The organism is Bacillus sp. 166amftsu (assembly GCF_900107445.1).
GTDB lineage: Bacteria > Bacillota > Bacilli > Bacillales > Bacillaceae_G > Bacillus_A > Bacillus_A arachidis.
On sequence record NZ_FNQA01000002.1, the window covers coordinates 256,711 to 278,655 of the forward strand.

The 21,945-nt window shown below is 33.2% G+C and carries 28 protein-coding genes and 7 pseudogenes; 22 read left to right on the plus strand and 13 right to left on the minus strand.

The genetic code is table 11. The annotated features are described in order from the left end of the window. Nucleotides 1-85 precede the first annotated feature (85 nt). Complete coding sequence (locus tag BLV40_RS08000) at nucleotides 86-307, minus strand: DUF3925 family protein (protein ID WP_170833621.1); 222 nt, start codon at nucleotides 305-307, stop codon at nucleotides 86-88. Nucleotides 308-516: 209 nt separating this feature from the next. On the opposite strand from BLV40_RS08000, the gene BLV40_RS08005 reads away from it, so the two are divergent. Together BLV40_RS08005 and BLV40_RS28820 are read left to right on the plus strand one after the other, a co-directional pair. Beyond that, a complete protein-coding gene (locus BLV40_RS08005) occupies nucleotides 517-993 on the plus strand; it encodes a glutathione peroxidase (protein ID WP_090688762.1) in 477 nt (158 codons plus the stop codon). An 84-nt stretch (nucleotides 994-1,077) separates the two neighbouring features. Next, nucleotides 1,078-1,251, plus strand: a pseudogene (locus BLV40_RS28820) (replication protein); the annotation flags it as partial. Between the two features lie 39 nt (nucleotides 1,252-1,290). Here the strand turns inward: BLV40_RS28820 and BLV40_RS08020 are convergent. Beyond that, on the minus strand, nucleotides 1,291-1,770 hold the full coding sequence (locus tag BLV40_RS08020; RefSeq protein ID WP_090688764.1) for an exosporium protein D: 480 nt from the start codon (nucleotides 1,768-1,770) through the stop codon (nucleotides 1,291-1,293). Between the two features lie 263 nt (nucleotides 1,771-2,033). Here BLV40_RS08020 and BLV40_RS27880 point away from each other — a divergent pair. Beyond that, a pseudogene (locus tag BLV40_RS27880) lies at nucleotides 2,034-2,132 on the plus strand (cation-efflux pump); the annotation flags it as partial. Nucleotides 2,133-2,139: 7 nt separating this feature from the next. Here the strand turns inward: BLV40_RS27880 and BLV40_RS08025 are convergent. After that, a complete protein-coding gene (locus BLV40_RS08025) occupies nucleotides 2,140-2,517 on the minus strand; it encodes a hypothetical protein (RefSeq protein WP_090688769.1) in 378 nt (125 codons plus the stop codon). Nucleotides 2,518-2,623: 106 nt separating this feature from the next. Between BLV40_RS08025 and BLV40_RS08035 the strand changes: the two are divergent. Next, nucleotides 2,624-2,866, plus strand: a pseudogene (locus BLV40_RS08035) (glutathione peroxidase); the annotation flags it as partial. A gap of 359 nt (nucleotides 2,867-3,225) precedes the next feature. Here BLV40_RS08035 and BLV40_RS08040 read toward each other — a convergent pair. Next, nucleotides 3,226-4,206, minus strand: a complete 981-nt coding sequence (locus BLV40_RS08040) for a sunset domain-containing protein (RefSeq protein ID WP_090688776.1) — start codon at nucleotides 4,204-4,206, stop codon at nucleotides 3,226-3,228. Nucleotides 4,207-4,936: 730 nt separating this feature from the next. Beyond that, nucleotides 4,937-6,043 (minus strand): acyltransferase family protein, encoded by a 1,107-nt coding sequence (locus BLV40_RS08050; RefSeq protein WP_231503944.1) that lies wholly within the window; start codon nucleotides 6,041-6,043, stop codon nucleotides 4,937-4,939. 361 nt (nucleotides 6,044-6,404) lie between these two features. Here BLV40_RS08050 and BLV40_RS08055 point away from each other — a divergent pair. Further along, nucleotides 6,405-6,803 (plus strand): annotated as a pseudogene (locus tag BLV40_RS08055) (N-acetylmuramoyl-L-alanine amidase); the annotation flags it as partial. 9 nt (nucleotides 6,804-6,812) lie between these two features. On the opposite strand, the gene BLV40_RS29105 reads toward BLV40_RS08055, so the two are convergent. From BLV40_RS29105 to BLV40_RS29110, 3 genes and pseudogenes are all read right to left on the minus strand, one after another. Beyond that, complete coding sequence (locus BLV40_RS29105; protein ID WP_090688778.1) at nucleotides 6,813-7,070, minus strand: hypothetical protein; 258 nt, start codon at nucleotides 7,068-7,070, stop codon at nucleotides 6,813-6,815. Between the two features lie 123 nt (nucleotides 7,071-7,193). Then, a complete protein-coding gene (locus BLV40_RS08065; RefSeq protein ID WP_244525349.1) occupies nucleotides 7,194-7,538 on the minus strand; it encodes a hypothetical protein in 345 nt (114 codons plus the stop codon). A 20-nt stretch (nucleotides 7,539-7,558) separates the two neighbouring features. Then, a pseudogene (locus BLV40_RS29110) lies at nucleotides 7,559-7,699 on the minus strand (polymorphic toxin type 17 domain-containing protein); the annotation flags it as partial. A 215-nt stretch (nucleotides 7,700-7,914) separates the two neighbouring features. On the opposite strand from BLV40_RS29110, the gene BLV40_RS08075 reads away from it, so the two are divergent. Beyond that, nucleotides 7,915-8,106, plus strand: coding sequence for a DUF3954 domain-containing protein (locus BLV40_RS08075; RefSeq protein WP_026592383.1), 192 nt, complete (start codon nucleotides 7,915-7,917; stop codon nucleotides 8,104-8,106). Nucleotides 8,107-8,144: 38 nt separating this feature from the next. Then, the gene (locus BLV40_RS08080) at nucleotides 8,145-8,381 is read left to right on the plus strand and encodes a hypothetical protein (RefSeq protein ID WP_090688780.1); all 237 of its coding nucleotides are present in this window, start codon (nucleotides 8,145-8,147) and stop codon (nucleotides 8,379-8,381) included. 117 nt (nucleotides 8,382-8,498) lie between these two features. On the opposite strand, the gene BLV40_RS08085 is transcribed toward BLV40_RS08080, so the two are convergent. Next, on the minus strand, nucleotides 8,499-9,098 hold the full coding sequence (locus tag BLV40_RS08085; protein ID WP_090688783.1) for an undecaprenyl-diphosphatase: 600 nt from the start codon (nucleotides 9,096-9,098) through the stop codon (nucleotides 8,499-8,501). A gap of 1,728 nt (nucleotides 9,099-10,826) precedes the next feature. Here BLV40_RS08085 and BLV40_RS28465 point away from each other — a divergent pair. The 9 genes from BLV40_RS28465 (at nucleotide 10,827) to BLV40_RS08130 (ending at nucleotide 14,557) form a co-directional block, all read left to right on the plus strand. Next, nucleotides 10,827-11,060: a hypothetical protein gene (locus BLV40_RS28465; RefSeq protein ID WP_176527772.1), complete on the plus strand. Its 234-nt coding sequence runs from the start codon at nucleotides 10,827-10,829 to the stop codon at nucleotides 11,058-11,060. A 238-nt stretch (nucleotides 11,061-11,298) separates the two neighbouring features. Continuing rightward, nucleotides 11,299-11,667, plus strand: a complete 369-nt coding sequence (locus BLV40_RS08095; RefSeq protein WP_244525350.1) for a hypothetical protein — start codon at nucleotides 11,299-11,301, stop codon at nucleotides 11,665-11,667. Between the two features lie 106 nt (nucleotides 11,668-11,773). After that, on the plus strand, nucleotides 11,774-12,190 hold the full coding sequence (locus BLV40_RS08100) for a YopX family protein (protein ID WP_090688790.1): 417 nt from the start codon (nucleotides 11,774-11,776) through the stop codon (nucleotides 12,188-12,190). Nucleotides 12,191-12,227: 37 nt separating this feature from the next. Next, nucleotides 12,228-12,623, plus strand: a complete 396-nt coding sequence (locus BLV40_RS08105) for a hypothetical protein (RefSeq protein WP_090688793.1) — start codon at nucleotides 12,228-12,230, stop codon at nucleotides 12,621-12,623. 30 nt (nucleotides 12,624-12,653) lie between these two features. Then, the gene (locus BLV40_RS08110; RefSeq protein WP_090688796.1) at nucleotides 12,654-12,776 is read left to right on the plus strand and encodes a DUF3983 domain-containing protein; all 123 of its coding nucleotides are present in this window, start codon (nucleotides 12,654-12,656) and stop codon (nucleotides 12,774-12,776) included. Between the two features lie 115 nt (nucleotides 12,777-12,891). Further along, nucleotides 12,892-13,062: a hypothetical protein gene (locus tag BLV40_RS28470; protein ID WP_090688799.1), complete on the plus strand. Its 171-nt coding sequence runs from the start codon at nucleotides 12,892-12,894 to the stop codon at nucleotides 13,060-13,062. Nucleotides 13,063-13,089: 27 nt separating this feature from the next. Continuing rightward, nucleotides 13,090-13,572 carry an ArpU family phage packaging/lysis transcriptional regulator gene (locus BLV40_RS08120; protein ID WP_090688803.1) on the plus strand — a complete coding sequence of 161 codons (483 nt, stop codon included), beginning with the start codon at nucleotides 13,090-13,092 and terminating at the stop codon, nucleotides 13,570-13,572. Beyond that, entirely contained in the window at nucleotides 13,572-14,114 is a 543-nt protein-coding gene (locus BLV40_RS08125; protein WP_090688807.1) for a site-specific integrase, read from the plus strand. The genes BLV40_RS08120 and BLV40_RS08125 overlap by 1 nt, the downstream gene beginning before the upstream one ends. Before the next feature lie 167 nt (nucleotides 14,115-14,281). Further along, nucleotides 14,282-14,557 (plus strand): stage V sporulation protein S, encoded by a 276-nt coding sequence (locus BLV40_RS08130; RefSeq protein ID WP_090688809.1) that lies wholly within the window; start codon nucleotides 14,282-14,284, stop codon nucleotides 14,555-14,557. Nucleotides 14,558-14,968: 411 nt separating this feature from the next. Here the strand turns inward: BLV40_RS08130 and BLV40_RS08135 are convergent, their stop codons facing one another. Next, a complete protein-coding gene (locus BLV40_RS08135; protein WP_026592379.1) occupies nucleotides 14,969-15,274 on the minus strand; it encodes a WGxxGxxG family protein in 306 nt (101 codons plus the stop codon). A 345-nt stretch (nucleotides 15,275-15,619) separates the two neighbouring features. Here BLV40_RS08135 and BLV40_RS08140 point away from each other — a divergent pair, with 345 nt between their 5' ends. The 5 genes and pseudogenes from BLV40_RS08140 to BLV40_RS08160 form a co-directional block, all read left to right on the plus strand. Further along, nucleotides 15,620-16,135, plus strand: coding sequence for a DUF3231 family protein (locus BLV40_RS08140; RefSeq protein ID WP_090688813.1), 516 nt, complete (start codon nucleotides 15,620-15,622; stop codon nucleotides 16,133-16,135). Between the two features lie 831 nt (nucleotides 16,136-16,966). Continuing rightward, nucleotides 16,967-17,194, plus strand: a complete 228-nt coding sequence (locus BLV40_RS08145; protein WP_090688817.1) for a hypothetical protein — start codon at nucleotides 16,967-16,969, stop codon at nucleotides 17,192-17,194. A gap of 398 nt (nucleotides 17,195-17,592) precedes the next feature. Next, on the plus strand, nucleotides 17,593-17,784 hold the full coding sequence (locus BLV40_RS08150; RefSeq protein ID WP_026592376.1) for a hypothetical protein: 192 nt from the start codon (nucleotides 17,593-17,595) through the stop codon (nucleotides 17,782-17,784). Between the two features lie 347 nt (nucleotides 17,785-18,131). Continuing rightward, entirely contained in the window at nucleotides 18,132-18,563 is a 432-nt protein-coding gene (locus BLV40_RS08155) for a hypothetical protein (RefSeq protein ID WP_244525351.1), read from the plus strand. 8 nt (nucleotides 18,564-18,571) lie between these two features. Next, nucleotides 18,572-19,342 (plus strand): annotated as a pseudogene (locus BLV40_RS08160) (N-acetylmuramoyl-L-alanine amidase); the annotation flags it as partial. A 51-nt stretch (nucleotides 19,343-19,393) separates the two neighbouring features. On the opposite strand, the gene BLV40_RS08165 reads toward BLV40_RS08160, so the two are convergent. Both BLV40_RS08165 and BLV40_RS08170 read right to left on the minus strand, forming a co-directional pair. Next, on the minus strand, nucleotides 19,394-19,894 hold the full coding sequence (locus BLV40_RS08165) for a YxiF family protein (RefSeq protein ID WP_090688824.1): 501 nt from the start codon (nucleotides 19,892-19,894) through the stop codon (nucleotides 19,394-19,396). 21 nt (nucleotides 19,895-19,915) lie between these two features. Beyond that, a pseudogene (locus BLV40_RS08170) lies at nucleotides 19,916-20,415 on the minus strand (HNH/endonuclease VII fold putative polymorphic toxin); the annotation flags it as partial. 25 nt (nucleotides 20,416-20,440) lie between these two features. Between BLV40_RS08170 and BLV40_RS08175 the strand changes: the two are divergent. Beyond that, nucleotides 20,441-20,665 carry a hypothetical protein gene (locus BLV40_RS08175; protein ID WP_090688828.1) on the plus strand — a complete coding sequence of 75 codons (225 nt, stop codon included), beginning with the start codon at nucleotides 20,441-20,443 and terminating at the stop codon, nucleotides 20,663-20,665. Between the two features lie 551 nt (nucleotides 20,666-21,216). Here the strand turns inward: BLV40_RS08175 and BLV40_RS08180 are convergent. Next, the gene (locus tag BLV40_RS08180; RefSeq protein ID WP_090688832.1) at nucleotides 21,217-21,870 is read right to left on the minus strand and encodes a hypothetical protein; all 654 of its coding nucleotides are present in this window, start codon (nucleotides 21,868-21,870) and stop codon (nucleotides 21,217-21,219) included. Nucleotides 21,871-21,945: the final 75 nt, after the last annotated feature.

Here is a 21,945-nt window from a genome sequence, read left to right on the forward strand (position 1 = left end):
ATCACTCCTTGTAATGTAGTATTCTTTTTATTATAAAAGAAAAAGCAGAAAACGAAAAATCGTTTTCTGCCTTTATGTAATGCTATTATTTAGTTTGATCTTTAGTAATTGACATAATAAAGAATCCGACAAGTCCGCCAACTAGTGGAAGAGAAATCATTCCTGCAAGTGTAAAGTATTTACTTAGAAATAGCCCATTTACGTCCATAAGCCAACCGGTAACAAATAGTAACATCATGTATAATACGAAGTAAAACTCGCGATTTGAAATCATTTCACGTTGTGCAGTTTTCATTATCAACACCATCCTTGATTTATTATAATGGAATTGAAAATGTCACAATTTAGAAGGTAAACTGTCACATTTTGTTCACAATTCAATTGTAAAACTTTCCAAGCTATTTGTCTAGTAGTTTGTGTCGAATTTTTGAACAGAAATAAAGCGCTCTCATTAGACGAGAAAGTTAAATACATATATGATAATAAGTATGAAATGATAGAGAGGGGCAAATATATATGACAGTTTATGATTTTTCTGCAAAAACAATTACAGGGGAAGAAAAATCGTTGCGAGAGTATGAAGGTAAAGTTCTTCTCATTGTAAATGTTGCAAGTAAATGTGGATTTACACCGCAATATAAAGGATTACAAGCGATTTATGAAAAGTATAAAGAGCAAGGGTTTGAAATCTTAGGTTTCCCATGCAATCAATTTGGAGGACAAGAACCAGGCACAGAAGAAGAGATTACAAGTTTCTGTGAATTAAATTACGGTGTGTCCTTTCCAATGTTCGCTAAAGTTGATGTAAAAGGTGATAGCGCGCATCCATTATATACATATATGACGGAGCAGGCACCGGGCATACTTGGCATGAAGGTGGTAAAGTGGAACTTTACGAAGTTTTTAATAGGACGAGACGGAAAAGTGATAGATCGTTTTGCACCGCAGACGAAGCCGGAAGAGTTGGGGAAGGAGATTGAAAGGGTGTTGTAAAAAAGAAGCTCGAATATGAGCTTCTTTTTATATATATTAACGTTTACATGCAACACCATCGCCGTCTCTGTCTAATTTACTGCTTGTATGTTGAAAGAAATACAGAGTGTTAAAGACGAGGATTTTTTAATTAATTTTTATGAAACTTGTTTAGGGCTAGAGAAGCAGCAGGATTTTAAAATTCCTTGTATTAAGGAGTACTTCCAAGCGCGTTTTGATTGGCTTGGAAGAGGCTTCGATGATCCTATGAAGAAAAAAAGAATCCTATATTTCAAGGAATCTTTTTGGTGATTTACTCTAACAATTGTGGTCATACTCATGATAATATTCATCACAAGAATCATTTCGATCATTACAGCAAATGCAGAAAGTTTTTTTGATAAAAACACTAAAAAACCCAGGATTAGGGCTAGCTGTTGAGGCAGTTAGGCTTTCGAAATCTTCTACTTGAAAAATCCTTGTAACTCCAGTAGGAATGGTTGCAGTAATTGGTCTGTTAGTTCTTCTTGATTGAATAGTTACAGTTATAGGAAGCTCTTTTAAAGGAACTGTTAACTGAAGTAAGGTTTTATTATGATTATCAGTAAAATCTTCGAAAATAGTTTGAGGAGCTCCGGGTAATACAGTAATGGTTAAGGGGATATTTCCAGATAGATTTTCTCCCACACCGGCAATTGTATGAGTTTCAACAAAACATTTACTTTTTTTTCGATTTGAATACGAGTGGTGCTGATTTTTATAATACTTCTTATCATGGGAATAAAAAGAATCCGCCATCGGTATGTCACTCTCCTTATTTTTAATGGTCTATATTATACTATTTGAGAAGTAGAAATTGTGTTTGGACAAAATGCAAAAAACTTTACGGATTTAATTTTCTTCTAAAAGGTTAGTTACAGAAGAATGCGAGAAAGTATTTAGAGAGATAAATTGAACAAAAATACTGTTTAGTAGAAAAGGAAAATGATATGAGATATTCGATGGTGTTTATTGATTTCAAAAATAGAGCACATAAGATGGAACTCGTAACAGATGACATAATGAAAATTTTAAACCAACCTGTTGATGAGGATCATCCGTATGGTCATGGAAAAGCCGAAGTCATTTCCTCAGGAATTGTAGTATTTATTTTAAATTTATAGGGCATTATAATTCTTCCAAAATTTTGTCCTTATTGATGATAACGTATAGTAGGGTATCAATTGGTAATTCAAACCTTGTGAATTTTGTCTCTTTTGAGTGTTCCTCTGATATTGCATCAATAATTATTGCTTGCTTTCCTTCTTTTTTTATTAAATATTGATTTCCATCAAGTATGACTCCATTATATTTGTCACCATGATACAAATCCTCTTTTAGTTTTTCATTTTCTTTCCCAATTTCACATTTTAAAAATGTAATAGTATCTTCTAACGTATCTTCCTCAATTTCTGATATCAAAAAATCTTTTAATTTGCTTTTAGAAAATTCTCCATTCTTTTCTAATAAGGCTTGTTTATTAAACTCTTTTTTCAAATTCATCATAAACTATTTTTTCTTTTGTTCCTACGAATAGTTGTGCAACAGCCAATATAGTAGGACCAGTTGCGCTTCCATACCATTTAGCTCCCCTATACAGGTCACCATTGGGAACTTCTGTGAATGAAATTACGGTGTGTCCTTTCTGATGTTTGCGAAAATTGATGTAAGGTGTGATAGCGCGCATCCATTATATGCATATATGACGGAGCAGGCACCAGGCATACTTGGCATGAAGGCGGTTAAGTGGAACTTTACGAAGTTTTTAATAGGACGCGACGGAAAAGTGATAGATCGTTTTGCGCCGCAGACGAAGCAGGAAGAGTTGGGGAAGGAGATTGAAAAAATATTGTAAACTAATATTTTCTAGGAAGAGCATGGAAGATTTTGTTCGAAAGTAGAATGCAAAACGAAGGATTTCATGTTGTAGAAAAAAATGTACCTATAATAAAGTAGAATTTAGGTTCAAATTAGTAAATAAGTAGTATGTTTTGTTTTCTATCTCTCTAGAAAGGAATATTTGAAATAAAAGAAGAACGTTGGATGGCAGATAGGAATGATGCTGTCATCCAACGTTTTTTATATGGAGAAAACTCATTGCAACCATGCAACGAATTGTTGTTTAGCTTGAAAGCAGTTAGGGCAGATTCGAAAATATACGTCTCAAATTTTTGAAATAGGAATTTCAAGATTTAAAATTCAATAATCCAAGGTCTATTTTTTCGATTTTACATAACCAGCTGCCTTGGCATCAGTTTCTGAACAGAACCAAACTATATTATCTTTTGTAGAATCGTAATATTGACCGCCGGGAACATGATACTTTTTAGAATTAGCATTTCCTTTAATTTGTCCTTTACAAGAAGTGTTTGTTTCTTTATCATCACTAGGATTATTCTGGAAAGGTTGTCCATTAGCCCCCCCTTGATTGCTAGTAGGTGCGGACGCTACAGTACTTTTCTTTTGTGAAGCTTGCTCAGCAGCTTGACGTTGTTGTTCTTCCTTCTGTTTGCGAGCCTGTTCTTCAACCTGACGCTTTTGCTCTTCTTCTTGTTTGCGAGCCTGTTCTTCAGCCTGACGTTTTTGCTCTTCTTGTTGTTTTTGAGCTTGTTCTTCAGCTTGACGCTTTTGCTCTTCTTGTTGTTTTTGAGCTTGTTCTTCAGCTTGACGCTTTTGCTCTTCTTGTTGTTTTTGAGCTTGTTCTTCAGCTTGACGCTTTTGCTCTTCTTCTAGTTTTTGAGTTTTTTCGTCTGCTTCTTTCTTTGCTAGTTCTTTTTTCTTGTCTACATCTTTTTTATCTGCTTGTTCAGTTGCAAGTTTTTTATCTTTTACTGAGACTTTTTCAGTAGAAGGGGTTGCGATAGTAGCTAATACAACAAAAGCCATAAGCAACCCACCTGTAATTAAAAATTGTTTTTTTGCCATGCCAGTTTTTTTAATAATAGATAAAATTGCTAGAACGAGGAAAAAGAAAAATAGGATTAAACATAAATTAGCGAAAAAGCCAACAACTGGGTGATTCGTTTGTGTGGTGATTGTTGCTGATACTAAAAGTGAAATAATCAAACAAATAACTGCCGGTCTACCATATTTCATTGCTTTCCCATTTTTCTTAAAAAGTGAAATGATACATAAGATTAGTAGAATAAGAGTCACTAAAGATAAAATCGCACTAATATTACTCCAAAAAGCCATTTTAATACCTCCATTTGTAAGATTTACTCTGTTGATTATATAGGAATATATTAGAAATTACATGCTTTCGATATAAAATAATAAAATTGTCTTTCTTTAGTAAATTCCAAACTCTTTACCGTATATAAAGAAAAGAAGATGTAAATTTTATCGAAATCATAGATTGATAGTTACCTGTCTGAAAGGAGGGGGCTAATGGGCTTGCAATTGTCGGTGACTTGTATTTTATAAGAAAACGGAGCTTTGTTTTTAGTAGCAAAAGTAGGTGATGTTATCACGTTTAAAATATCAATTACAGTAAACTTAGCAGCTTTATTTTTAGCATTAGGAGTTTCAAGATGCGAGTAATATTGTAGTCTATCTACTGGAAAACGGTAATTTTATTATGTAAACAAAAGTGACTTTCGTGAAAATTACAATCTTAAGCTCATGGAAAGAGATTCAGCATTTCTTTCGTTATAAATTAAAAAAGCCAATGCTCCCATATGATAGGGGCATTGGCTTTTTATGTTTTACAAAATAAATAGCGGGATATTCAGCTTTAATTAAGAGGTAATGTTAATTATTATGTATTTCACATGAAAATACGTATTGAGAATGATGCAACTCCTATAGGGACTAAGGAAAAACGAAAAGGCATGTGCCGGTATAATACCGGGCCACATGCCCAAGAAGTTGCCTAATAAAATAATCTGTCTCATTTTCGTTAGACGTTTTTTTATATTTTAAATCAGAAGCTTTTCTGACTTGGGGTGTAAACCTTTTCGTTAGACACTTTCAAGTTTGATTTAAAGCTAGGAGCTACCTTACCTACAATATATGGGCCGAGTTTAAATTTATTTAAAAGATATATTATAGGAATTGGAATGAGTAGAGCAACGAAAAAATCCGTAAACAATGCACCAAGAATTGTACTTAGCTGAGGGATTTTTGTTTGTATAGTACTACTTATCGTGTCAAGTAAAAAAGGATGTAGTAAATAAATTCCAAAAGAATATCGACTTACAAATATAAGGAATCTAGGTACATGCTTTATTTTTGAAGCGATATAGAAAAATAGTAGTATTGTAGATATTGTGAATAAGAAAATATCAATTCTTTTAGAACTAATATCAGTTATAATGTTGAATTTTTGAAAAAGGATTATCATCATGCCAGTTAAAACCCATGAATAAACTATCTGTTTGGAATACTGCATTAACCAAGATTTAAAAGATTCGTAGTGAGTACCTGCATAATACCCTATAAAAAAGTATGCAATCCAGCCTGGAAATGGAATCCAAGAATATCGATACCAAATATAGTCGGCACTTGGTATATCAAATGGTTCAATAAAATTAAAGAAACCGAGATATATAAAGTTTATAAATAAAGAGGAAAGAATAACGGTTTTAGGAGAAAAGTGATTTTCTACTTTTTTAAAGATCATATGTAGAAAATAAAATTGAAATATGATTAAAATAAAATAACCATGGTAATCTCCTAATACAACATTTCTAGTAGCTTGAACTAAAATTGAATGTAGCCCATCTTCGTAATTTGACGTTATAGCATAAAAAATCCCCATAAATATAAAAGGTAGTAATATAAACTTTACTCTTTTTAACATGAAGTTATTTGGTAGCTTATTTTGATAATTATAAGCTATTACAAATTCAGATATAAAAACAAACATTGGTGTACCATACATAAGTAATAATTGAAAATAAGCTAGGAATAGTTCTAGTATACTTTCCGACTCAAAATTTGCAGGGTTTTTTGTTATAGAATGTATAAGTAACACACTTAGACACGCTATACTTCTTAAAATCGTAATTTCTGGAGCTTTATTCTTCATACATACCACCTTTAACATAAATTATAAAACAAATAGATGTTTAAAATTATTGTAGAAAAATTGTGCATGCAGACACAATTTGTTCCCTTTGTAAAAACCGATTATAAACAAGGAGTGATGAGTATTACCATAAAACGATATTGCATTAAATTTACCTTATAATAAGATATTAATCAAGTTAAGTATATTTATGGCATGGATTTATTTTCCTATCAAAGCAATAATCACCAAATTTTAGCAGTATGATCAATATGAAAATTACATAATGCGAGAGGGGAAAACCAGCATATAATTAAATAAGTAGTGGGATTATGTTCGTAATCGAGAAATTCAAACACAGTTATGATAAATATGTGAGGTTATTGAAAGTTACAATGTTAATCTTCGCAAAGGACCAAATGGAAGTTACCCTGTTATTCGTCAGTTAAAGAAACCAGAGTCATATAAAGTGTGGGGCGAAAAAGATGGATGGTTAAATCTTGGTGGGAATCAGTGGGTATATAACAATCCTTCTTACATCAAATTCGAAAAGAAAGAGCCAGTTAATCTGATTGCAGGAAAACGTGTTGTGTCTAAAGTGGACAACCTACGTTTCTATGACTCACCATCTTGGCATGATAAAGATGGTGCTGGTACTTTAGATACAGGATTAGGATTTACAATCGATGCGAAGGCTATTGTAAATGCTTCATCACAATACAAAGTACACAACAGGAAAGGTAAGACATACTATGTAACAGCAAATGAAACTTATACATTTTTTATTTCATTATACTCCATATTCCATTTCTTCCAAGAATTCTCCACCACTCTTGATACATTGCATTATTCTGCTACATGCACAATAAAAGTAATGTTCACTTGTTGCAGTTGATTTTACCGGAACTGGATCTATTTCATGAAACATTTGCTCTTTTTTATGAAAATACATTTTTCCAACTTTATCTGGATATTCTAAGGGGTAAAATTGATATACAACCATTTCCTCGTCTTCAAATTCTTTATTCATTGTAATATGAATTGCCATAATTTATCTCCTTTACTTTCGTATTTTAAATCCGTTTTCTATCCCCCTAAATGTTTATAGGTATAGGTACTAATAAATTATAAAAGCTTGAGAGGCATCTAGCCCATCAAAGTTATCAAAAAATTATTCAAAGTCTTCAAACCAACAAGTGAAAAATCGTACTTTGTCATTAAAAAACACTGTGCCATCATTATTGCTAGTAGAACTAGCAGAAATTTTCCCCTTATCCCACAACCATTTATTTGATATCTTTTCAAGTATTTTTTCTGCTTCCTCAACGTCAAGAGTACTTCTTGAAGTTTCTATATTACATACAACCTTAAACCAACCGTCAAACTTCCAATAAGGTTCAGTTGAGCTTACATCATGTGAAGTAATCATGGTGTCTATTTTTTTTAATAACTCATGCAATACTGTCAATGCTTTGTCCTTATTCTGACATTCTACAAATAAACTCAGTTGGAACATAATAATCCTCATAAAATATGTTAGTGTGAAATTGTGTCATCTGGAGCAACGTTAATATATTTTTTCTCATTCTTTGTATATTTCCCCCATTCCTTCATTCCTTTTTTGGAGAGTTGTACATCCCATTCGAATTCAAAATTCTTTTTAGGGTCACCGTGATAAGGGCCTTTTGTCTATACATTTTCAAATTTATCAACGTAACATTGAATTTTTCTGAGATTATATATGCTTTTAACTGTAGGGGAGGAAGCTTTCGTAACATAAAAGTAGGTACACAAAATTGTTGTGCAATATTTATAGGCAAATAAAAAAGCCAGGATCACTCCCGACATAATTATTCGACAAAGTAATTATAACACAAATAGGAGTGGTTCCGGTGGCAATTATCAAGGAGAACATTGTAGAAATGAAGGCTGAAATTTCATTAGCGGAAAATATGATTTATGTTGTGAAAGATGGACAAGTTCATCCAATAGAGCCACCAACAAGTGGTCATGGGGAACAGTCCTTTGTATATAAAGGTGGAAAAGTAACTCGTATGGATGAACGAAAAACACATTTGCTTTAATAAAATTTGAATTTTGTTAAGAAATGGAGAGATTAACAGTGGCAAATTGTTGTGATCGTTGTAAAAACGTTATTAACCCTAAAGAAACATGCACAGTTACATTTGAGTTTAAATTTCGAGAAAGGGTAAAAAGTTATTTACTATCGTTTCAACGTAGAATGAACGGGCAAAGTGAATACGATGATATAACTGCGACTGGGAAAGTCGATATGTGTGCAAATTGTAGAGAATCTTTAAAAGAGTTTCTAAATGGAGCCGATGTAGTTAAATCTTAAAGTTTAACAAAAGCGTTATTTTAAAATTAAAGAGCGCCTAAGGGAGCGCTCTTCGATCAAGACAATATTGAAAAATACTCGGTAATATATGTAATCTTTTTAGCTTTGTGAGATTAATCAAAAGTTTTTCGACTTGTTTTTGGATGGTATTACATTTTGCTCTATTTTTTCGTAAAGATTAAGTAATTGTTTGATAAATGTAATTTTCGGTGTTAACCAATACGAAAATAATGCTGAAATAATTCCTATTAGAGCTCCTGTTACGACATCGAAAGGGTAATGAACTCCTACCCAGATACGAGAGATAGCTACACAGAATGCAAGCGTAAGTAATAACGATCCAGTCTTTTTACGAACAAGCCAAAATGAAAAACATATTGAAAAAAATAGAATCGTATGGTCACTAGGAAATGAGTTATCTACTGCATGATCGACAAGTTTATTAACATCAGGTAATACTGCAAATGGTTGATAGTTCAAATGAAATTTCCCTGCTAACTTTCCAATTATTTCAGCAGTTACGAAAGCAACCATCGCTTGAATAATCATCATTTTGTTTTTTCTAGATTGAGTAAACCAATAAGCCATAATGATTAAACCTAAAAAATACACCATATATTCCGCTAAAAATACCATAGTTGAGTTTAGGGATAAATATTGCTTCCCTAAATCATTGATAGCCCGAAAAGTATCAATATTTAATTGAGAAAAAGACATTTTTAAATCGCTCCTTATTGTGTGTCTATAACTTTATTATGTGAAAAATTTTTAAACTGAGGCTTAACGGTTTCTTAATTAATTCTTAACAATTCTTGTTTGTGTATAAGGAAAATTATAGTAAAGAGTTTATAGTGAAAAAATTGATTTTAGTGACATTAGTATTACAAAACTGTAAGGATTAGCTCATTAAAGATTTTTAATAAAATAGTTATTTTAATTAAAAAAGCAGCTAGCTTTTGCTAGCTGCTTCGCTCCCTGAAGAGTTCTCGTTATGTAATTTAGATGAAGATATTAGCTATTAAAAATATAGCTCCTATCAAAATTAGAGATTCAAATAAAATCGAAAATTGGTTTTTCTTTGGCTTTTGAAATTCCTTCATTAAGCCAAATACTGCACTTATACCAAAGATAATATATAGGCAGATTATTATGGTTTCTAACATTTTAAACACTCCTAATATATAGATATTTTTATTATATATCAAAATTGAAATTGATGTGAGATTATAACAAAATCCTTATTTGAATAGAGAAAAAAGACAACAAACGGAGGGCTTGTTGTCTCAAAAAAAGTGGAATGTTACTAAAATATTAGTTGAAGACATAACAGGTGATTTAAAGTATATGAATTGCGTATAAAAAAGAAATTAAAGAGTGCTTTCCAAGGCGCTCTTCTACCCAAACTTACATTGAAAAAGAATACACGACATTGTATGCGTACTCCTTTCGTTTTGTGTAGTTTTAAAACAAAATCGTTATTTTAAACAATCTAAGAGCACACATATAAGCGTGCTCTTAGATTGGAAAGGTGGTCTTTTAGGAGTGGCGAGTCCCCATACAATAATATATGCTTGTCCAGTTTAAATGTGAAAAGTTTTTAATAAAAACGCTATTTGATATCTAAATTGTATATGTAGAAAGGAGCATCTAATTAAAGTGCTCCTTAGGAGATTAATTATAAATGGCTGTTCATTAACTATTATTATATTTATTTTATCAAATGGTGAAAAACTTGGACAAAAACTTCATTTTGCACAACAAAGCAGCTAGCTCAATTAGCTAACTACTTGTTGTGCAAAAGAAACGCCACGCTTACAGCAATAAATTGTAACCTAAAGTTACAGCTATAGTTTAAACGGAATTTGAAATATTATACGGAATTGAAAGAACCTAATAAAACTTAACTTGAGAACAGAACTTTGTCCCACTAAATAGAGGAGAACAGCTTTTAAAGCTATTCTCCTAAACAGAAGTGGGAGAAACAAGAGAGCCTTTCAGATGACAATTAATCAAGCCCTACAAAGGTAGTATGTACTTACATTGAAAATCTATGCAACAAAGCAGCTGGCTCAATAAACCAACTGCTCGGTTGTCACAAATGTCTCTTAAGGAGTTAGAGTTTAACGCAATTTCACGGGAATAGAATTATGGCTGGTGGCCTATCTATAATTTGCACGATATTTGAACAAGTATTCATGAATGTTAGAGAAATTAATAAAAATTTCACTTTATCACAAATAAAAGAGCAGTTAGCCCAGTCTAACTGCTCCATACAAAGATAATGATCTAGATGCATAGATATTATATGCCGAGTTATTGATTTTATTCAAGGAGGAATAAAGAATGTGTGCTTATTGGGAAAACGTAATTAAAGAATTCTTTAAAAAACAGGAGTAGGAACGAAGTAAAAAAGCAGCTAGCAAAAGCTAACTGCTCTCTCCAAAAATGATGATTCGATGCATAGATATTATATGCCAAGATATTGGATTTATTCAAGGGGTGATGGATATGAAAAGATATCGTGTGGAATTCACGGAAACAAAATCTTATGAAGCATTTGTGGAAGCTAATAATCATGATGAAGCAATAGCAAAGGTAAGAGATGGGCAAATAGAAGATGAGGAATTGATTGAAAAAGATGTAATCATAGATGGGATGTATTTACAAAGTAAAAGCTAACTGCTCGCCTTTGGGGAAAGGGGAAAAGCCTAATATCGCAGATGAGAATCTGGATGTAAGTATATTATGACCGAGGTTTTGAATTTTATTCAAACAACCAAAAGAACAACTAGCTAAAGCTAACTGCTCTCTCGGGATGGGAACTCAGATTGCTAGAGGTTAATTTAAATGAGTTATGGCTATCGCCTATAAAAATTATATGCGGAGTATTGAGTTTTATTCAGGGAGGAAGATGGAAATGAGTAAATATGAACTTAAAATTATTGATAATAAATTGGTTATTGATTTAAACAAAGCGACAGATGATTACATGGAATCTTACGGATATGATGGGATGCCTAGTAAATACGATATTGGAGAGTTAGCTTGTACGGAATCAATTGGAAGTGTAGAGCTTTCAGAACATCAAGTGAATAAAATCATGGCAGAGTATGAAAATGGCGGGGAATGTAATTGGTGTGGTGAAATCAGAAAAGAATTAAGAGGACCTCATTTACTAGACTTTGTTCTTGGCAAAAAGATGTGCCGGAATTGTTGGGAAATGGATCATAAGAATTATTTAGGTGCTATTGGTGAGGATATAGGTCCATTCGATAAACAAGAATAAGAGCAGCTAGCAAAAGCTAACTGCTCGGCTCCAATGGGGAACTGGAGAAAGATTGTATCTATAGTATTGACGGAATGTTGAGTTTTATACAGGGAGGTAGAGGGAAATGAGAGAAATTAAATTCAGAGCATGGACAAACGGTTGGATGGGAAGAGGACCAAGTTCAAAAATGATTTATAGTGGGGATTTGGCTGATCATTATGATTCGGAAAGCGCGATTGATTTCTATCCGATTAAAGAAGGCGATACTCTTATGCAGTATATCAATCAAAAGGATTCAGAAGGAACAAAAATATATGAAGGTGATGTAGTTACCTGGTACAACCCGATGATTGAAACAGGAGAAAGAATGACAGGGGTTGTTGTTTACGATACGAAACAGGCTACATATAAGAAATGTCCTATCAATCTGTATAAAGCAAATGCAGGGAATGGAGGATACACCGGATACGAATTTAGATGGTATGACAATGTAAAAGTCTTAGGTAATATCCATGAAAATCCGGAGTTGTTACAAAACTAAACAAAATAATCCTTTTAATAGAAAAGAGGAGATTGAATTGAAAACATTCGATACGGGACTAAAAAGTAACTGGAGAGCATTTAAAGAGTTTGTGGAGAATAAACAAAAAGATTATTTAACTAAGTATTACTTTGTGTTCGAAGAATGCGACTGTGGTGATACATCATATGTTTTCGTACAACACAATGAGTTGGATGATTGGTTAGAAAAAATGTTTTGGACATGGGGACGTTATGATACTGACGATCTAAGAAATTCAATGGGTAATGTGAAAGTTTGGAAACTAATATCTGAGGCTGACTTTAAAAAATGGAATCCGATTTATAAAGGGGCAAGAAAAACATCTATTGTTATCAATGATGAAGTGTATTATAGAAAACTAATGAAAATCAATGTAGAGCCATCTGTAATTGTTTCAACTGATATTTATTAAAATAATCTTTATTAAAGAGAGGTTGGGAGAATGAAAGGCTTGAAGAAAAGAAAGTTAAGAAAAGCAATTGCTCGCCGCGCAAAGGCAGTAGAGAAACATCAAGTCGATAACGCTTGGAGAAATATATTTGTACAAGCTGGTATTTTAAAGTGAAAGCGAACAGAATACAGTCCGGCTAGAAAACTAGAGGACACCAATTCATTAAGGCAGCAATTAAAGCTGTTTTATGAATAGGTGTCCTTTTTATTTTGAAAAAGGAGATGGGGAAATGAAGGCGTTAAAGGATCAGTTACGTGAATGGAAAAAGCAATCCAAGCAAGGAAAGAAGAAAAATAAGAAAAAACAAAAAGAGAAATTAAGTACTCGTGAAATTGAGGATTTAATGGGGATGCATAGACCTTGTTATGAACGTAGACGCGGAGCTTTAAGACAAAAGTAATTTAAAAATAAAAAGGAGTGGTCTTACATGACTAAACAATTATCTTTCTTACCGAAAATCGATAGAGCAGCAACGCAGAAAAAATTAGAAGGTGTTCTGGAAAGTGTACGTTTATATAGACAGTTTGGAATGATGCGTGAAGAAATGAAAGTCACTCCTTCTTATGAAATTAGATATCACGGACCTACAAATGATGTAGGGAAGCCATTAGAAGATGTAGCGATGGCTAATATACAACAAAGTAAACGAGAAGAGTGGATTAAGCAAACATCATTTCGTATTGACCAGTTTCTTAGTCGTTTGGGTAATGGGCGTGCAGGAAAGGATCAAAGAAACATCATCATTAAGCGTTATTTAGAAGATGAAGATGTATGTGATTATATGGTATATAACGAAATCGGCATGAGCGAGCGTACTTATCGACGTGTTAAGGCTAGAGTATTTTATAAACTTGCTTTTGCTCTTAGATTAGAAGTTTATGAAACTGAAGAAACTGGAGGTAATGAATAATGAATTTTGTTCAGCCAATACGTGATCCAGAGCAAATACAACAAATAAAGGAGCACCTAAAAGAAAAGAGTGACAGGAATTATATATTGTTTGTAATGGGAATCAATACAGGCCTACGTATTAGTGATATTTTGAAGTTAAAGGTTGGTGACTTGAAAGGGAGTCACATCTCAATGCGTGAAATGAAAACAGGTAAGCAGAAGCGTATTCAAATTACTGCAGCGTTAAGAAGAGAATTGAAATGGTTCATTAAAGAAAGAGAGGACCATGAGTATTTAATTAAGAGCAGACAAGGTAGTAACAGGCCTATTGGTCGTAGCATGGCATACAAAATACTTAGAAGTACAGCGGCAGAGTTTGGCTTAGATGAGATTGGTACACATACATTACGGAAGACATTTGGATACCATATGTACATGCAGACAAAGAATATAGCGTTGCTAATGGAGATATTCAATCATTCATCGGAAAGGGTCACGTTAAGATATATAGGTGTAAACCAAGATGCAATGGATAGAGCGATGACTAAGTTTAAGATTTAGTAATTCGCTTTTTTTTTTATGTAGATGGGCAGGTACAACATAAAAAGTATCGAATAAATACATTCAATAGTATTGTTTGCTTTTGATATGAATATTAGTTAAAGATACGTTAATTACATTCCAGTTAGTAACCAAAAAGGCGATTAAATAACAGAGGAGCAACTTACATGGAAAATATATTAAAAGTATCATCAAAATCAAATCCCAATTCAGTTGCAGGCGCAATTGCAGGCGTATTAAGAGAAAGCGGTAATGCAGAAATTCAAGCGATTGGAGCTGGCGCTATAAATCAAGCGATTAAAGCCATTGCTATTGCAAGAGGATTCGTAGCTCCTAGTGGTATTGACTTGGTTCTTATTCCAGCGTTTCAAGAGGTTTCAATCGATAATCAAGAAAGAACAGCAATCAAACTAATTGTAGGTCCTAGAAAATCTAGGTCTTAGAAGAGACCAACAATATAAGAATATTTGAAAAGACCGATAGAAGTCGGTCTTTTTCTTTTTTTACTTATAGTTAACCATTTTTATTGTGTTGTGTAACTCAAAATAGAAAGTCTTATAAAGTTACTGATAGCAAGTGGTTCAGCGGTTGGCTTAGTTACACAAAATATAAGATATGGGTAAGTGAAGCAACGGCATAAAAAAGAAGCGTAGTTCGTCAAATGGACGTACCGCTCCATTATTACCATCAAGTTAAGAAATTCATTGTTTCCGATTAATGGTATCCGTCTTTATATAATTATTATAGATTTTGAAAAAATAAAAAATCGCCTTATAAAAGGCGATTCATAGTTTATTCGTTTTGCATTCTTTTGATAAATAAGTATCTTTTAAAGTTAAATGCGATGTTCTATATTAACGTCTTTCAGGTTCTTTTTCTTTTTTTCTAAGACCGAATAAACCTAATAGTCCTAATAAACCAAGCCACGCCCAATTATTATTATCATCACGATCATTATTTAAATCATTTGTTGTATTCACATTTCGAGTTCTAGTATCATAATTAACTCTATTCATGTTATTGTCATTAACTCGAGTTGTAATATCATTATTGTTAACTCTATTCATATTATTCCCATCGTATTCAGCGTGGACACTTGTACCAAAAAACATAATAGTTAGTAATAGAGCACTTAAAATAGATGACAATTTTTTCTTCATAGTTTTCCCTCCTTTCGTGTTTAGTAATATCTCCAGTTCCTTTAGGTAATATTCGTTTAAGAATATATAAGTCCATTTGAGTTGAAATTATGATGACCATCTTTAATTTCTAATTATTAAAAGTACTGATAATAATGGATTATGTTAATAAAAATATATGTGCTATTTATCAGAATGAATTTTTTGAAACAGTACATTCTATAGGGTGTAATTACTATATTTGGGTAAGGTGTTCCTTACGAGTTATAAGAACTTATTTTTTTAATCTGGAACATGGTTGGGAAAATTTTTTCTATAGTAAGCATTGTTGTTAAAAGATTAATTTCTTTAAGGAGGAATATTTTAATGGGTGTTTTAGGTGGAAATCCACAAAATGAACCAATGCACTACGGTGAAGTCTTTGGGATTTGGAGTTATCTTGCAGCGGCACAAGGTGCAATTGCTGGATATCAAGTTCTTATTAACCACACAGGAGACGAGGATTTAAAGAAATTTTTAGAAAATCTCGTAGAGAATGATATCCAATCAGAAGTTGAAGAATTAAAAAAATTATTAAAATTAAATGGTGTTGCATTACCGCCAGCACCTCCAGAAAGACCGGTTGCATCTATTGAAACTATTCCACCTGGCGCTCGTATAAATGACGCAGAAATTGCGGCAACGGTTTCTGCAGGTCTTGCAGCAGGTTTGGTAGCATGTAGCCAAGCTATGGGACAATCACTTCGAGAAGATGTAGGAATGATGTTTGGTCAATTCCATATGAAAAAAGCACAAGCTGGAGCTATATTGCTTCGTCTGAATAAGAAAAAAGGTTGGATTATACCGCCTCCATTACATGTTCAACAATCAGATCAAGCGTAATGCCTTAATAGAAATCTAATTTATTCTTTATGGCTGTTGCAGTGGGCTTGTCTAGGGAAATAAAGGTTATTAGCGAATTAAAATAAAGTGGCAGAGTCGTGACCGATTTTTGGCCGGAAATGTGCCGCTCATTTTGGAAATAAGGTGATATATTTGTATTGTGGGCGTGGCGGAAAACACGAATCACGCCTACCTTTATAATAGATCGTCATGACAAATGGTGATGGTTGGTGGATTGAATGGATTGCCGGTTCATGATATTCACAATAGTTTGCATGACATACGTTGAAAATGAAGAAGAGCTTTTGCTCTCTTTCAGCTAACAACATTCTAGGTAGATGGAGTGAGGACGGTCTGATAAGTCGGCCAAGAGTGTCTGTCGCGGTTGTTAGATGAAAGAGGCGTGAAAACATCTTAACCAAACTAAATGAAATATGCGATAGATATACAAATACGACTTGTTTATTTTGGGAAACTGTTATTCTAGTGAATGGCAGATTTCTACTTTTTAAAAGTAAAACTTCATTTACCGTATTTATAGTAATAACATAAGATTTTGACGAAAGGGCAACTGGTGCATGGTTGCTCTTATATTAGTTACGATAAGTTACTTCGAGAAGTTGAATTTACACAAATCATGGAGAATCTTCTTTCAGTATTGACATTCACGGATTCGATAAAAAAACAATATCAAAATACAATTAATCAGTTTGAAACAGAACTAACTAAATATGAAAACTTATAATAAAAAGCATTCCTTATGGAGTGCTTTTTATTATGTAGGATATTCTTCTTTTCTGTCGAATAGATAGGGGGAAAGGGGATGATCGTATGAGGGTATTTTTTAGGAATAAATCTGGAGAAATGATTCTTGATGCGAAGAATGAGGATGTAGCTAGTTTAATGGCTGTTTTGAAAGAAACTAAAAGTATTAAGATTGGCCTCTTTAATTATGATGTAAAGGAATATAAATTAGAGTATTATCGACATCCAAAAAATGAGGAACCAGAAAGAGAATTAAACATTATATTGGAACGTAACTATAATGATAATAATTGACAGCATCCAAAACGGGTGCTTTCTTCTTTGTTATATAGAAATTATATAATAATGAGGAATGTGAACAAGTATATAACTATACAATGTATAGAAAGGTTTCTGACATGTTACCCCATGTCTGTGGAGGGCACTTACTTAAGGAAGGGAAGTGCTCTCTTTCACATTTTGAGAAGAACAAGCATATATTATAGTGTAGGACAAGCTCAATCGCTTATCCTATCCTATTGACTCCTTTCACAAATTTTAGCATCTGCTAACGCGGATGCTCTTTTTATTGAACAAAATTGACATTTGAATAGGAGTGCAAAAACATTTTATATTCAAATAAAAGGATATTTATGTTAAAAAATAGAATTTTTACCTTTAGTGGGTAATTTAAACTAAGGGGTATAAATTCGATGCGAAAAGAAAAGGTTTTGTTAAAGCGATGGAAGGCGGATTTACAAGCTGTTCAAGAAGAGAAGCGGTTGAAGAAGAAGACTAAGAAAAAGAATAAGAAATATAGCATTCCTGGCAATACAGCTGACTTTATGAATGGTAAGAACACTTATCGTAAAGAGAATGGGGTATGGAAACAGAGAAATAAATAATGTGAGGATAAATGAGTTTGATTAAGTTTATAGCAATTATCCTAGGCGCTACCTTTATAGGTTTAGCGTCTTATTTTATTTTGCGAAGGAAGTGATGGAATGGAGCAATGTGGATGGTTTATTGCTGGGTTCATACTTTGCTTAGTGATTATGATTCAATTCATTAAAGCAAAGGAAGTAAAGGAATTAGATTAATAAGGGAGTGAGAGTAATGTGTGAGCATAAGTATCAAATGTTAGATAGTGAGACTACTGCTTTTAATGCTAACAATAAACAATTCGGTATGGATGTCTCTGCTATTTTCTTGATATCCAATATCGTGAGAAGAGGATTGAGGGTGAGGATAGATGGAATGTAACGGTAAGTTGTTAACAGAAGAACAAATAGATCGGTTGCAATTCATGCTTAATAACTATTATAAGAAGAGCACGGACATTTGTTCCTGTGATGTGGAACGAGTGTTGAACAAAAAAGAAATGGAACTAACTAAAGTTGAGAAGGCAATTGTTATTGCTACAATTCTTCATGCTATTGATGAGGAAGAACTTGAAGAATATGTGGAGTTAGAAAAGTTACTACCATTAATTAAAGTGCTTGATGGATTATATGAGAACAAAACACCGAAAGTGAAGAAAGAAACTACAGTTAGTTTAATTAATAAACTGATTGATGATTTCTTAAAAGGAAACAAAGCGGTGGATACCAATGAAACAAAACAAAACAACAGAAGCGTAAGTTCTATGACAGCGGTGAGTGGAAGAGTATACGTGAACAAGTAAATGCTTATACAAAATACATTGCTTATGGTGCAGGTCCAGGTACAAATAAACGTTTTGTACATGTAGAACTATGCGAAACAAAAGACTATGAGAAATTTAAACGCAGCTATGATAAATACGTGAAGTTACTTGCTAAAATTTTGAAAGATAATAAACTTTCAGTCGAAAAAGGATTATGGACTCACTATGATGTAACGAAGTATCTTGGCGGCACAGACCATGAAGATCCGCTTGATTATTGTGTATCAGAGGCACAATTCCGTGCTGATGTGAAACGTGCATACAATGATTCTAATATTGAAGTATCTGTACCAGAAAAACCATCAAAACCAGAAGAAGTACCAACAGCAGTAACAGATGGAGTTGCATACATCAATGGATACAATGTAAATCTTCGCAAAGGACCAGATGTAAGTTATTCTGTTATTCGTCAGTTAAATAAACCGGAAGCTTATAAAGTATTTGGTGAAAAAGATGGTTGGTTAAACTTAGGTGGAGATCAGTGGGTGTTTAACAATCCTTCTTACATCAAATTTGAGAAGAAAGCGTCAGTTAATCCGATTGCCGGAAAACGTGTTGTTTCAAAAGTGGACAACCTACGTTTCTATGATTCTCCATCATGGCAGGATAAAGATGTTGCTGGTTCTGTAGATGTAGGATTAGGATTTACAATCGATGCAAAGGTTACTGTCAGTGGTTCACCACAATACAAAGTACACAATAGTCGAGGGAAAACTTTCTATATTACAGCTAATAATGCATTGGTATATATGAAGTAACAAATAAGACCGCCCTTAAATAATAGAGGCGGTCTTATTTACTTTCGTATTTCAAACTGTTGTTACTCCCCATATGCTGAATTCGTAATGATATTCTGTACGTTCAATAACAACCCCGAATTCTAAATCGTCACCAACTAATATAAAATCTGTATGTCCAGTTAGAAATTGTGTTTTGATTGATAAATCTACCAAATTATCAAATATCTCATTGATATTCAGCTTAACCGCTTCTTCTTCACTGTCTCTAGAGAAGAATAGTCTTCCTTGATTAGTTGGAAAATTGACGTTTTTATATGTTTCTTTCAATAACTCTAATGATAACTGTCTATTTTTTTTATAATCTGTGTCGCCTAAAATTTTTATGTCTGAATTTTTTTCTAGCTTACTATATAATTCTTTACAAAATAAATCATTAGATTCTGCATCCATAAATGATTCCATAGAAATTGTAACAATATTAGAAAGTTCGTTTATAAGTTCTTTTCTATTAGCGTTTCTTTTAACTTTTCTTTTAAGAATTTCCATTCGATTTTTATCCACATTACTCAAAACTTTTCACACCTTTAGTTTTTATTTTTTACCTTTTTTCTTGTAACCCTCAATATCTTCAGGATAATGTCCAGGATGCTGTCTATATGTTCCTTTTCAAATGGGCTTCCTTTTTCATCATCAGCAGTGTGGAAATGAGATCTTCTGCCCATTTTATCTTCTCTGTGCTCAATAATATACACTTTTTCACCTTTAAAATTAGTGTACTCCTCTACCCATCTATGTTCAGTAGTCCCATCAAATACTTGAACAGGGTTTTTACGCGGAGTAGAGTTAGGAATTCCAGCGGTTCGTCTTGCTTTCCGATATGCACCATTATTAGTTAATAATTTACCTTGTCTCTCAAGATGATCCTTATAATTTTCAGTGGCTTTAGCAGCTTGGACTGCATCTGCAGTCATTTTCACACCTTTCACCATTTTAGCAAGCTTCCCAACGGGTGTAACACACAGAACCATCATTCCACCAGCTGACACTCGATCCAACCATGAAAGTTTATCGCCTGTTGATGGATCTATACCTTATAGTTAATAGGAGATGTAAGCGATGGAAATGCAAATTTTCGATGTTAACGAATCTGTTTCATGTATCATCAAAGTACCAGCAGAACCAAAAGAATACACATTTTTATTCCGCAAGGATTCAATTTTGGGTGAGCCGGTATTTTTATTAGAAGATGAGAGGCAGTATAGTTTGATGAATGAAGAGATAGTTACTAAAATAGGTGCAATTACATCGGAGCAACTCAAGAGGGATTTTTTTGGGATTTAAAGGGTTGGGTATGGATTGAGGTTGATGACATTGGTTTATACAGAAGAAAGGCAACAAATCAAGAGGTAGAAATGTATAAGTATGTAAAAGGAAATATAAAAGAGAATTTAGCTGATAAAGTGAAAGTCCCTCTCGAGTGAGACGGGCTTTTTCGTTAATTTAGGGTAGGAGCAGACCAATTGGACTTGAAAATCATTTTATCTCCAGATCTTTCAAGGTTTGCTTTTGCTATATTATTACATTCTTGATGTTATGGGGTTTCCTGGAAGATCATTAATTCTTCTACATGCTAATCATTTCTTTTGTAGTTTTACATCAAAAGAAAGGTGAAGTAAGGCAATATAATCATCTGGGATATCATTTCCGAAATACTCGTCTACTTCAATTTTTTGCTCACATTTTGCTCACAAATGATATAAAAACGCGTGAAAAAATATGAAATTCATTTTAATATTAAAATATAATATAACAAATAAAAAGAGCTATAAATGCTTGTTTAATAGGCATTCACGGCTCTTTTGTATTTTTTATATTATACAAAATGAACAATCTTAAAACTGTTCATTTTTCTCCCAAGATTCAACGATATAATGAGCAATTGTCGGATTGAATCCTTTTCCAACCAAGAACATAATCGCAGCAACTTCTGTCATAGCATGTTCTGCGGATGTGTGTTTTGCCTCATTCATTCCGTACTCTACCCATGGTTTTACGAAGTCCAACACAGGTTTCTTTAATGATAAAAATTGTGTACCAACAACTTGTTGAATTTGTTGTTGTGTAGGTTCAGCTGGAATTGAAGGTGTAGGCGGCCCCGGTGGTAAGATTTGTATTTGTGCTGGGTCTAATGATGGTGTTGGTGGTGAAACACGTGGATCCTGGTATGATTGATATATTTGTGGTTGCTGATATAGAGGTTGTTGAGCTACATATGGATTCTGCTGGTATTGAGTTTCATGAGGTTGCTGAGTTACGTATGGATTTTGCTGGTACTGGGTTTCATGAGGTTGTTGAGTTACGTATGAATTTTGCTGGTACTGAGTTTCATAAGGTTGTTGAGTTAAGTATGAATTCTGTTGATATTGAAATTCTTGTTCTTGTACTTCTTGCTCCCGGGTTTCAAACTGCTGCTCTTGAGATTGTTGTTCTTGATCTTGAGGATAGTATGGTTGCCCTGGATAAGGTTGTTGATTATTATAGAACATTTTTATTTCCTCCTTCATGATCGTACGTACAAAACAGTCTATGGGCGGACAAGAAAATATGTGATGAAAAAATGA

Excerpts from the sequence above, each read along its gene's own strand:
- BLV40_RS08065 (WP_244525349.1), bottom strand. The coding sequence starts at position 7,538 with ATGTTCCAACTGAGTTTATTTGTAGAATGTCAGAATAAGGACAAAGCA.
- BLV40_RS08095 (WP_244525350.1), top strand. The coding sequence starts at position 11,299 with ATGAGTAAATATGAACTTAAAATTATTGATAATAAATTGGTTATTGAT.
- BLV40_RS08005 (WP_090688762.1), top strand. The coding sequence starts at position 517 with ATGACAGTTTATGATTTTTCTGCAAAAACAATTACAGGGGAAGAAAAA.
- BLV40_RS08130 (WP_090688809.1), top strand. The coding sequence starts at position 14,282 with ATGGAAAATATATTAAAAGTATCATCAAAATCAAATCCCAATTCAGTT.
- BLV40_RS08150 (WP_026592376.1), top strand. The coding sequence starts at position 17,593 with ATGCGAAAAGAAAAGGTTTTGTTAAAGCGATGGAAGGCGGATTTACAA.
- BLV40_RS08050 (WP_231503944.1), bottom strand. The coding sequence starts at position 6,043 with ATGAAGAATAAAGCTCCAGAAATTACGATTTTAAGAAGTATAGCGTGT.
- BLV40_RS28470 (WP_090688799.1), top strand. The coding sequence starts at position 12,892 with ATGAAGGCGTTAAAGGATCAGTTACGTGAATGGAAAAAGCAATCCAAG.
- BLV40_RS28465 (WP_176527772.1), top strand. The coding sequence starts at position 10,827 with ATGATGATTCGATGCATAGATATTATATGCCAAGATATTGGATTTATT.
- BLV40_RS08040 (WP_090688776.1), bottom strand. The coding sequence starts at position 4,206 with ATGGCTTTTTGGAGTAATATTAGTGCGATTTTATCTTTAGTGACTCTT.
- BLV40_RS08025 (WP_090688769.1), bottom strand. The coding sequence starts at position 2,517 with ATGATGAATTTGAAAAAAGAGTTTAATAAACAAGCCTTATTAGAAAAG.
- BLV40_RS08175 (WP_090688828.1), top strand. The coding sequence starts at position 20,441 with ATGGAAATGCAAATTTTCGATGTTAACGAATCTGTTTCATGTATCATC.
- BLV40_RS08020 (WP_090688764.1), bottom strand. The coding sequence starts at position 1,770 with ATGGCGGATTCTTTTTATTCCCATGATAAGAAGTATTATAAAAATCAG.
- BLV40_RS08155 (WP_244525351.1), top strand. The coding sequence starts at position 18,132 with ATGGAATGTAACGGTAAGTTGTTAACAGAAGAACAAATAGATCGGTTG.
- BLV40_RS08135 (WP_026592379.1), bottom strand. The coding sequence starts at position 15,274 with ATGAAGAAAAAATTGTCATCTATTTTAAGTGCTCTATTACTAACTATT.
- BLV40_RS08000 (WP_170833621.1), bottom strand. The coding sequence starts at position 307 with ATGGTGTTGATAATGAAAACTGCACAACGTGAAATGATTTCAAATCGC.
- BLV40_RS08180 (WP_090688832.1), bottom strand. The coding sequence starts at position 21,870 with ATGTTCTATAATAATCAACAACCTTATCCAGGGCAACCATACTATCCT.
- BLV40_RS08110 (WP_090688796.1), top strand. The coding sequence starts at position 12,654 with ATGAAAGGCTTGAAGAAAAGAAAGTTAAGAAAAGCAATTGCTCGCCGC.
- BLV40_RS08145 (WP_090688817.1), top strand. The coding sequence starts at position 16,967 with ATGAGGGTATTTTTTAGGAATAAATCTGGAGAAATGATTCTTGATGCG.
- BLV40_RS08140 (WP_090688813.1), top strand. The coding sequence starts at position 15,620 with ATGGGTGTTTTAGGTGGAAATCCACAAAATGAACCAATGCACTACGGT.
- BLV40_RS29105 (WP_090688778.1), bottom strand. The coding sequence starts at position 7,070 with ATGGCAATTCATATTACAATGAATAAAGAATTTGAAGACGAGGAAATG.
- BLV40_RS08125 (WP_090688807.1), top strand. The coding sequence starts at position 13,572 with ATGAATTTTGTTCAGCCAATACGTGATCCAGAGCAAATACAACAAATA.
- BLV40_RS08120 (WP_090688803.1), top strand. The coding sequence starts at position 13,090 with ATGACTAAACAATTATCTTTCTTACCGAAAATCGATAGAGCAGCAACG.
- BLV40_RS08085 (WP_090688783.1), bottom strand. The coding sequence starts at position 9,098 with ATGTCTTTTTCTCAATTAAATATTGATACTTTTCGGGCTATCAATGAT.
- BLV40_RS08100 (WP_090688790.1), top strand. The coding sequence starts at position 11,774 with ATGAGAGAAATTAAATTCAGAGCATGGACAAACGGTTGGATGGGAAGA.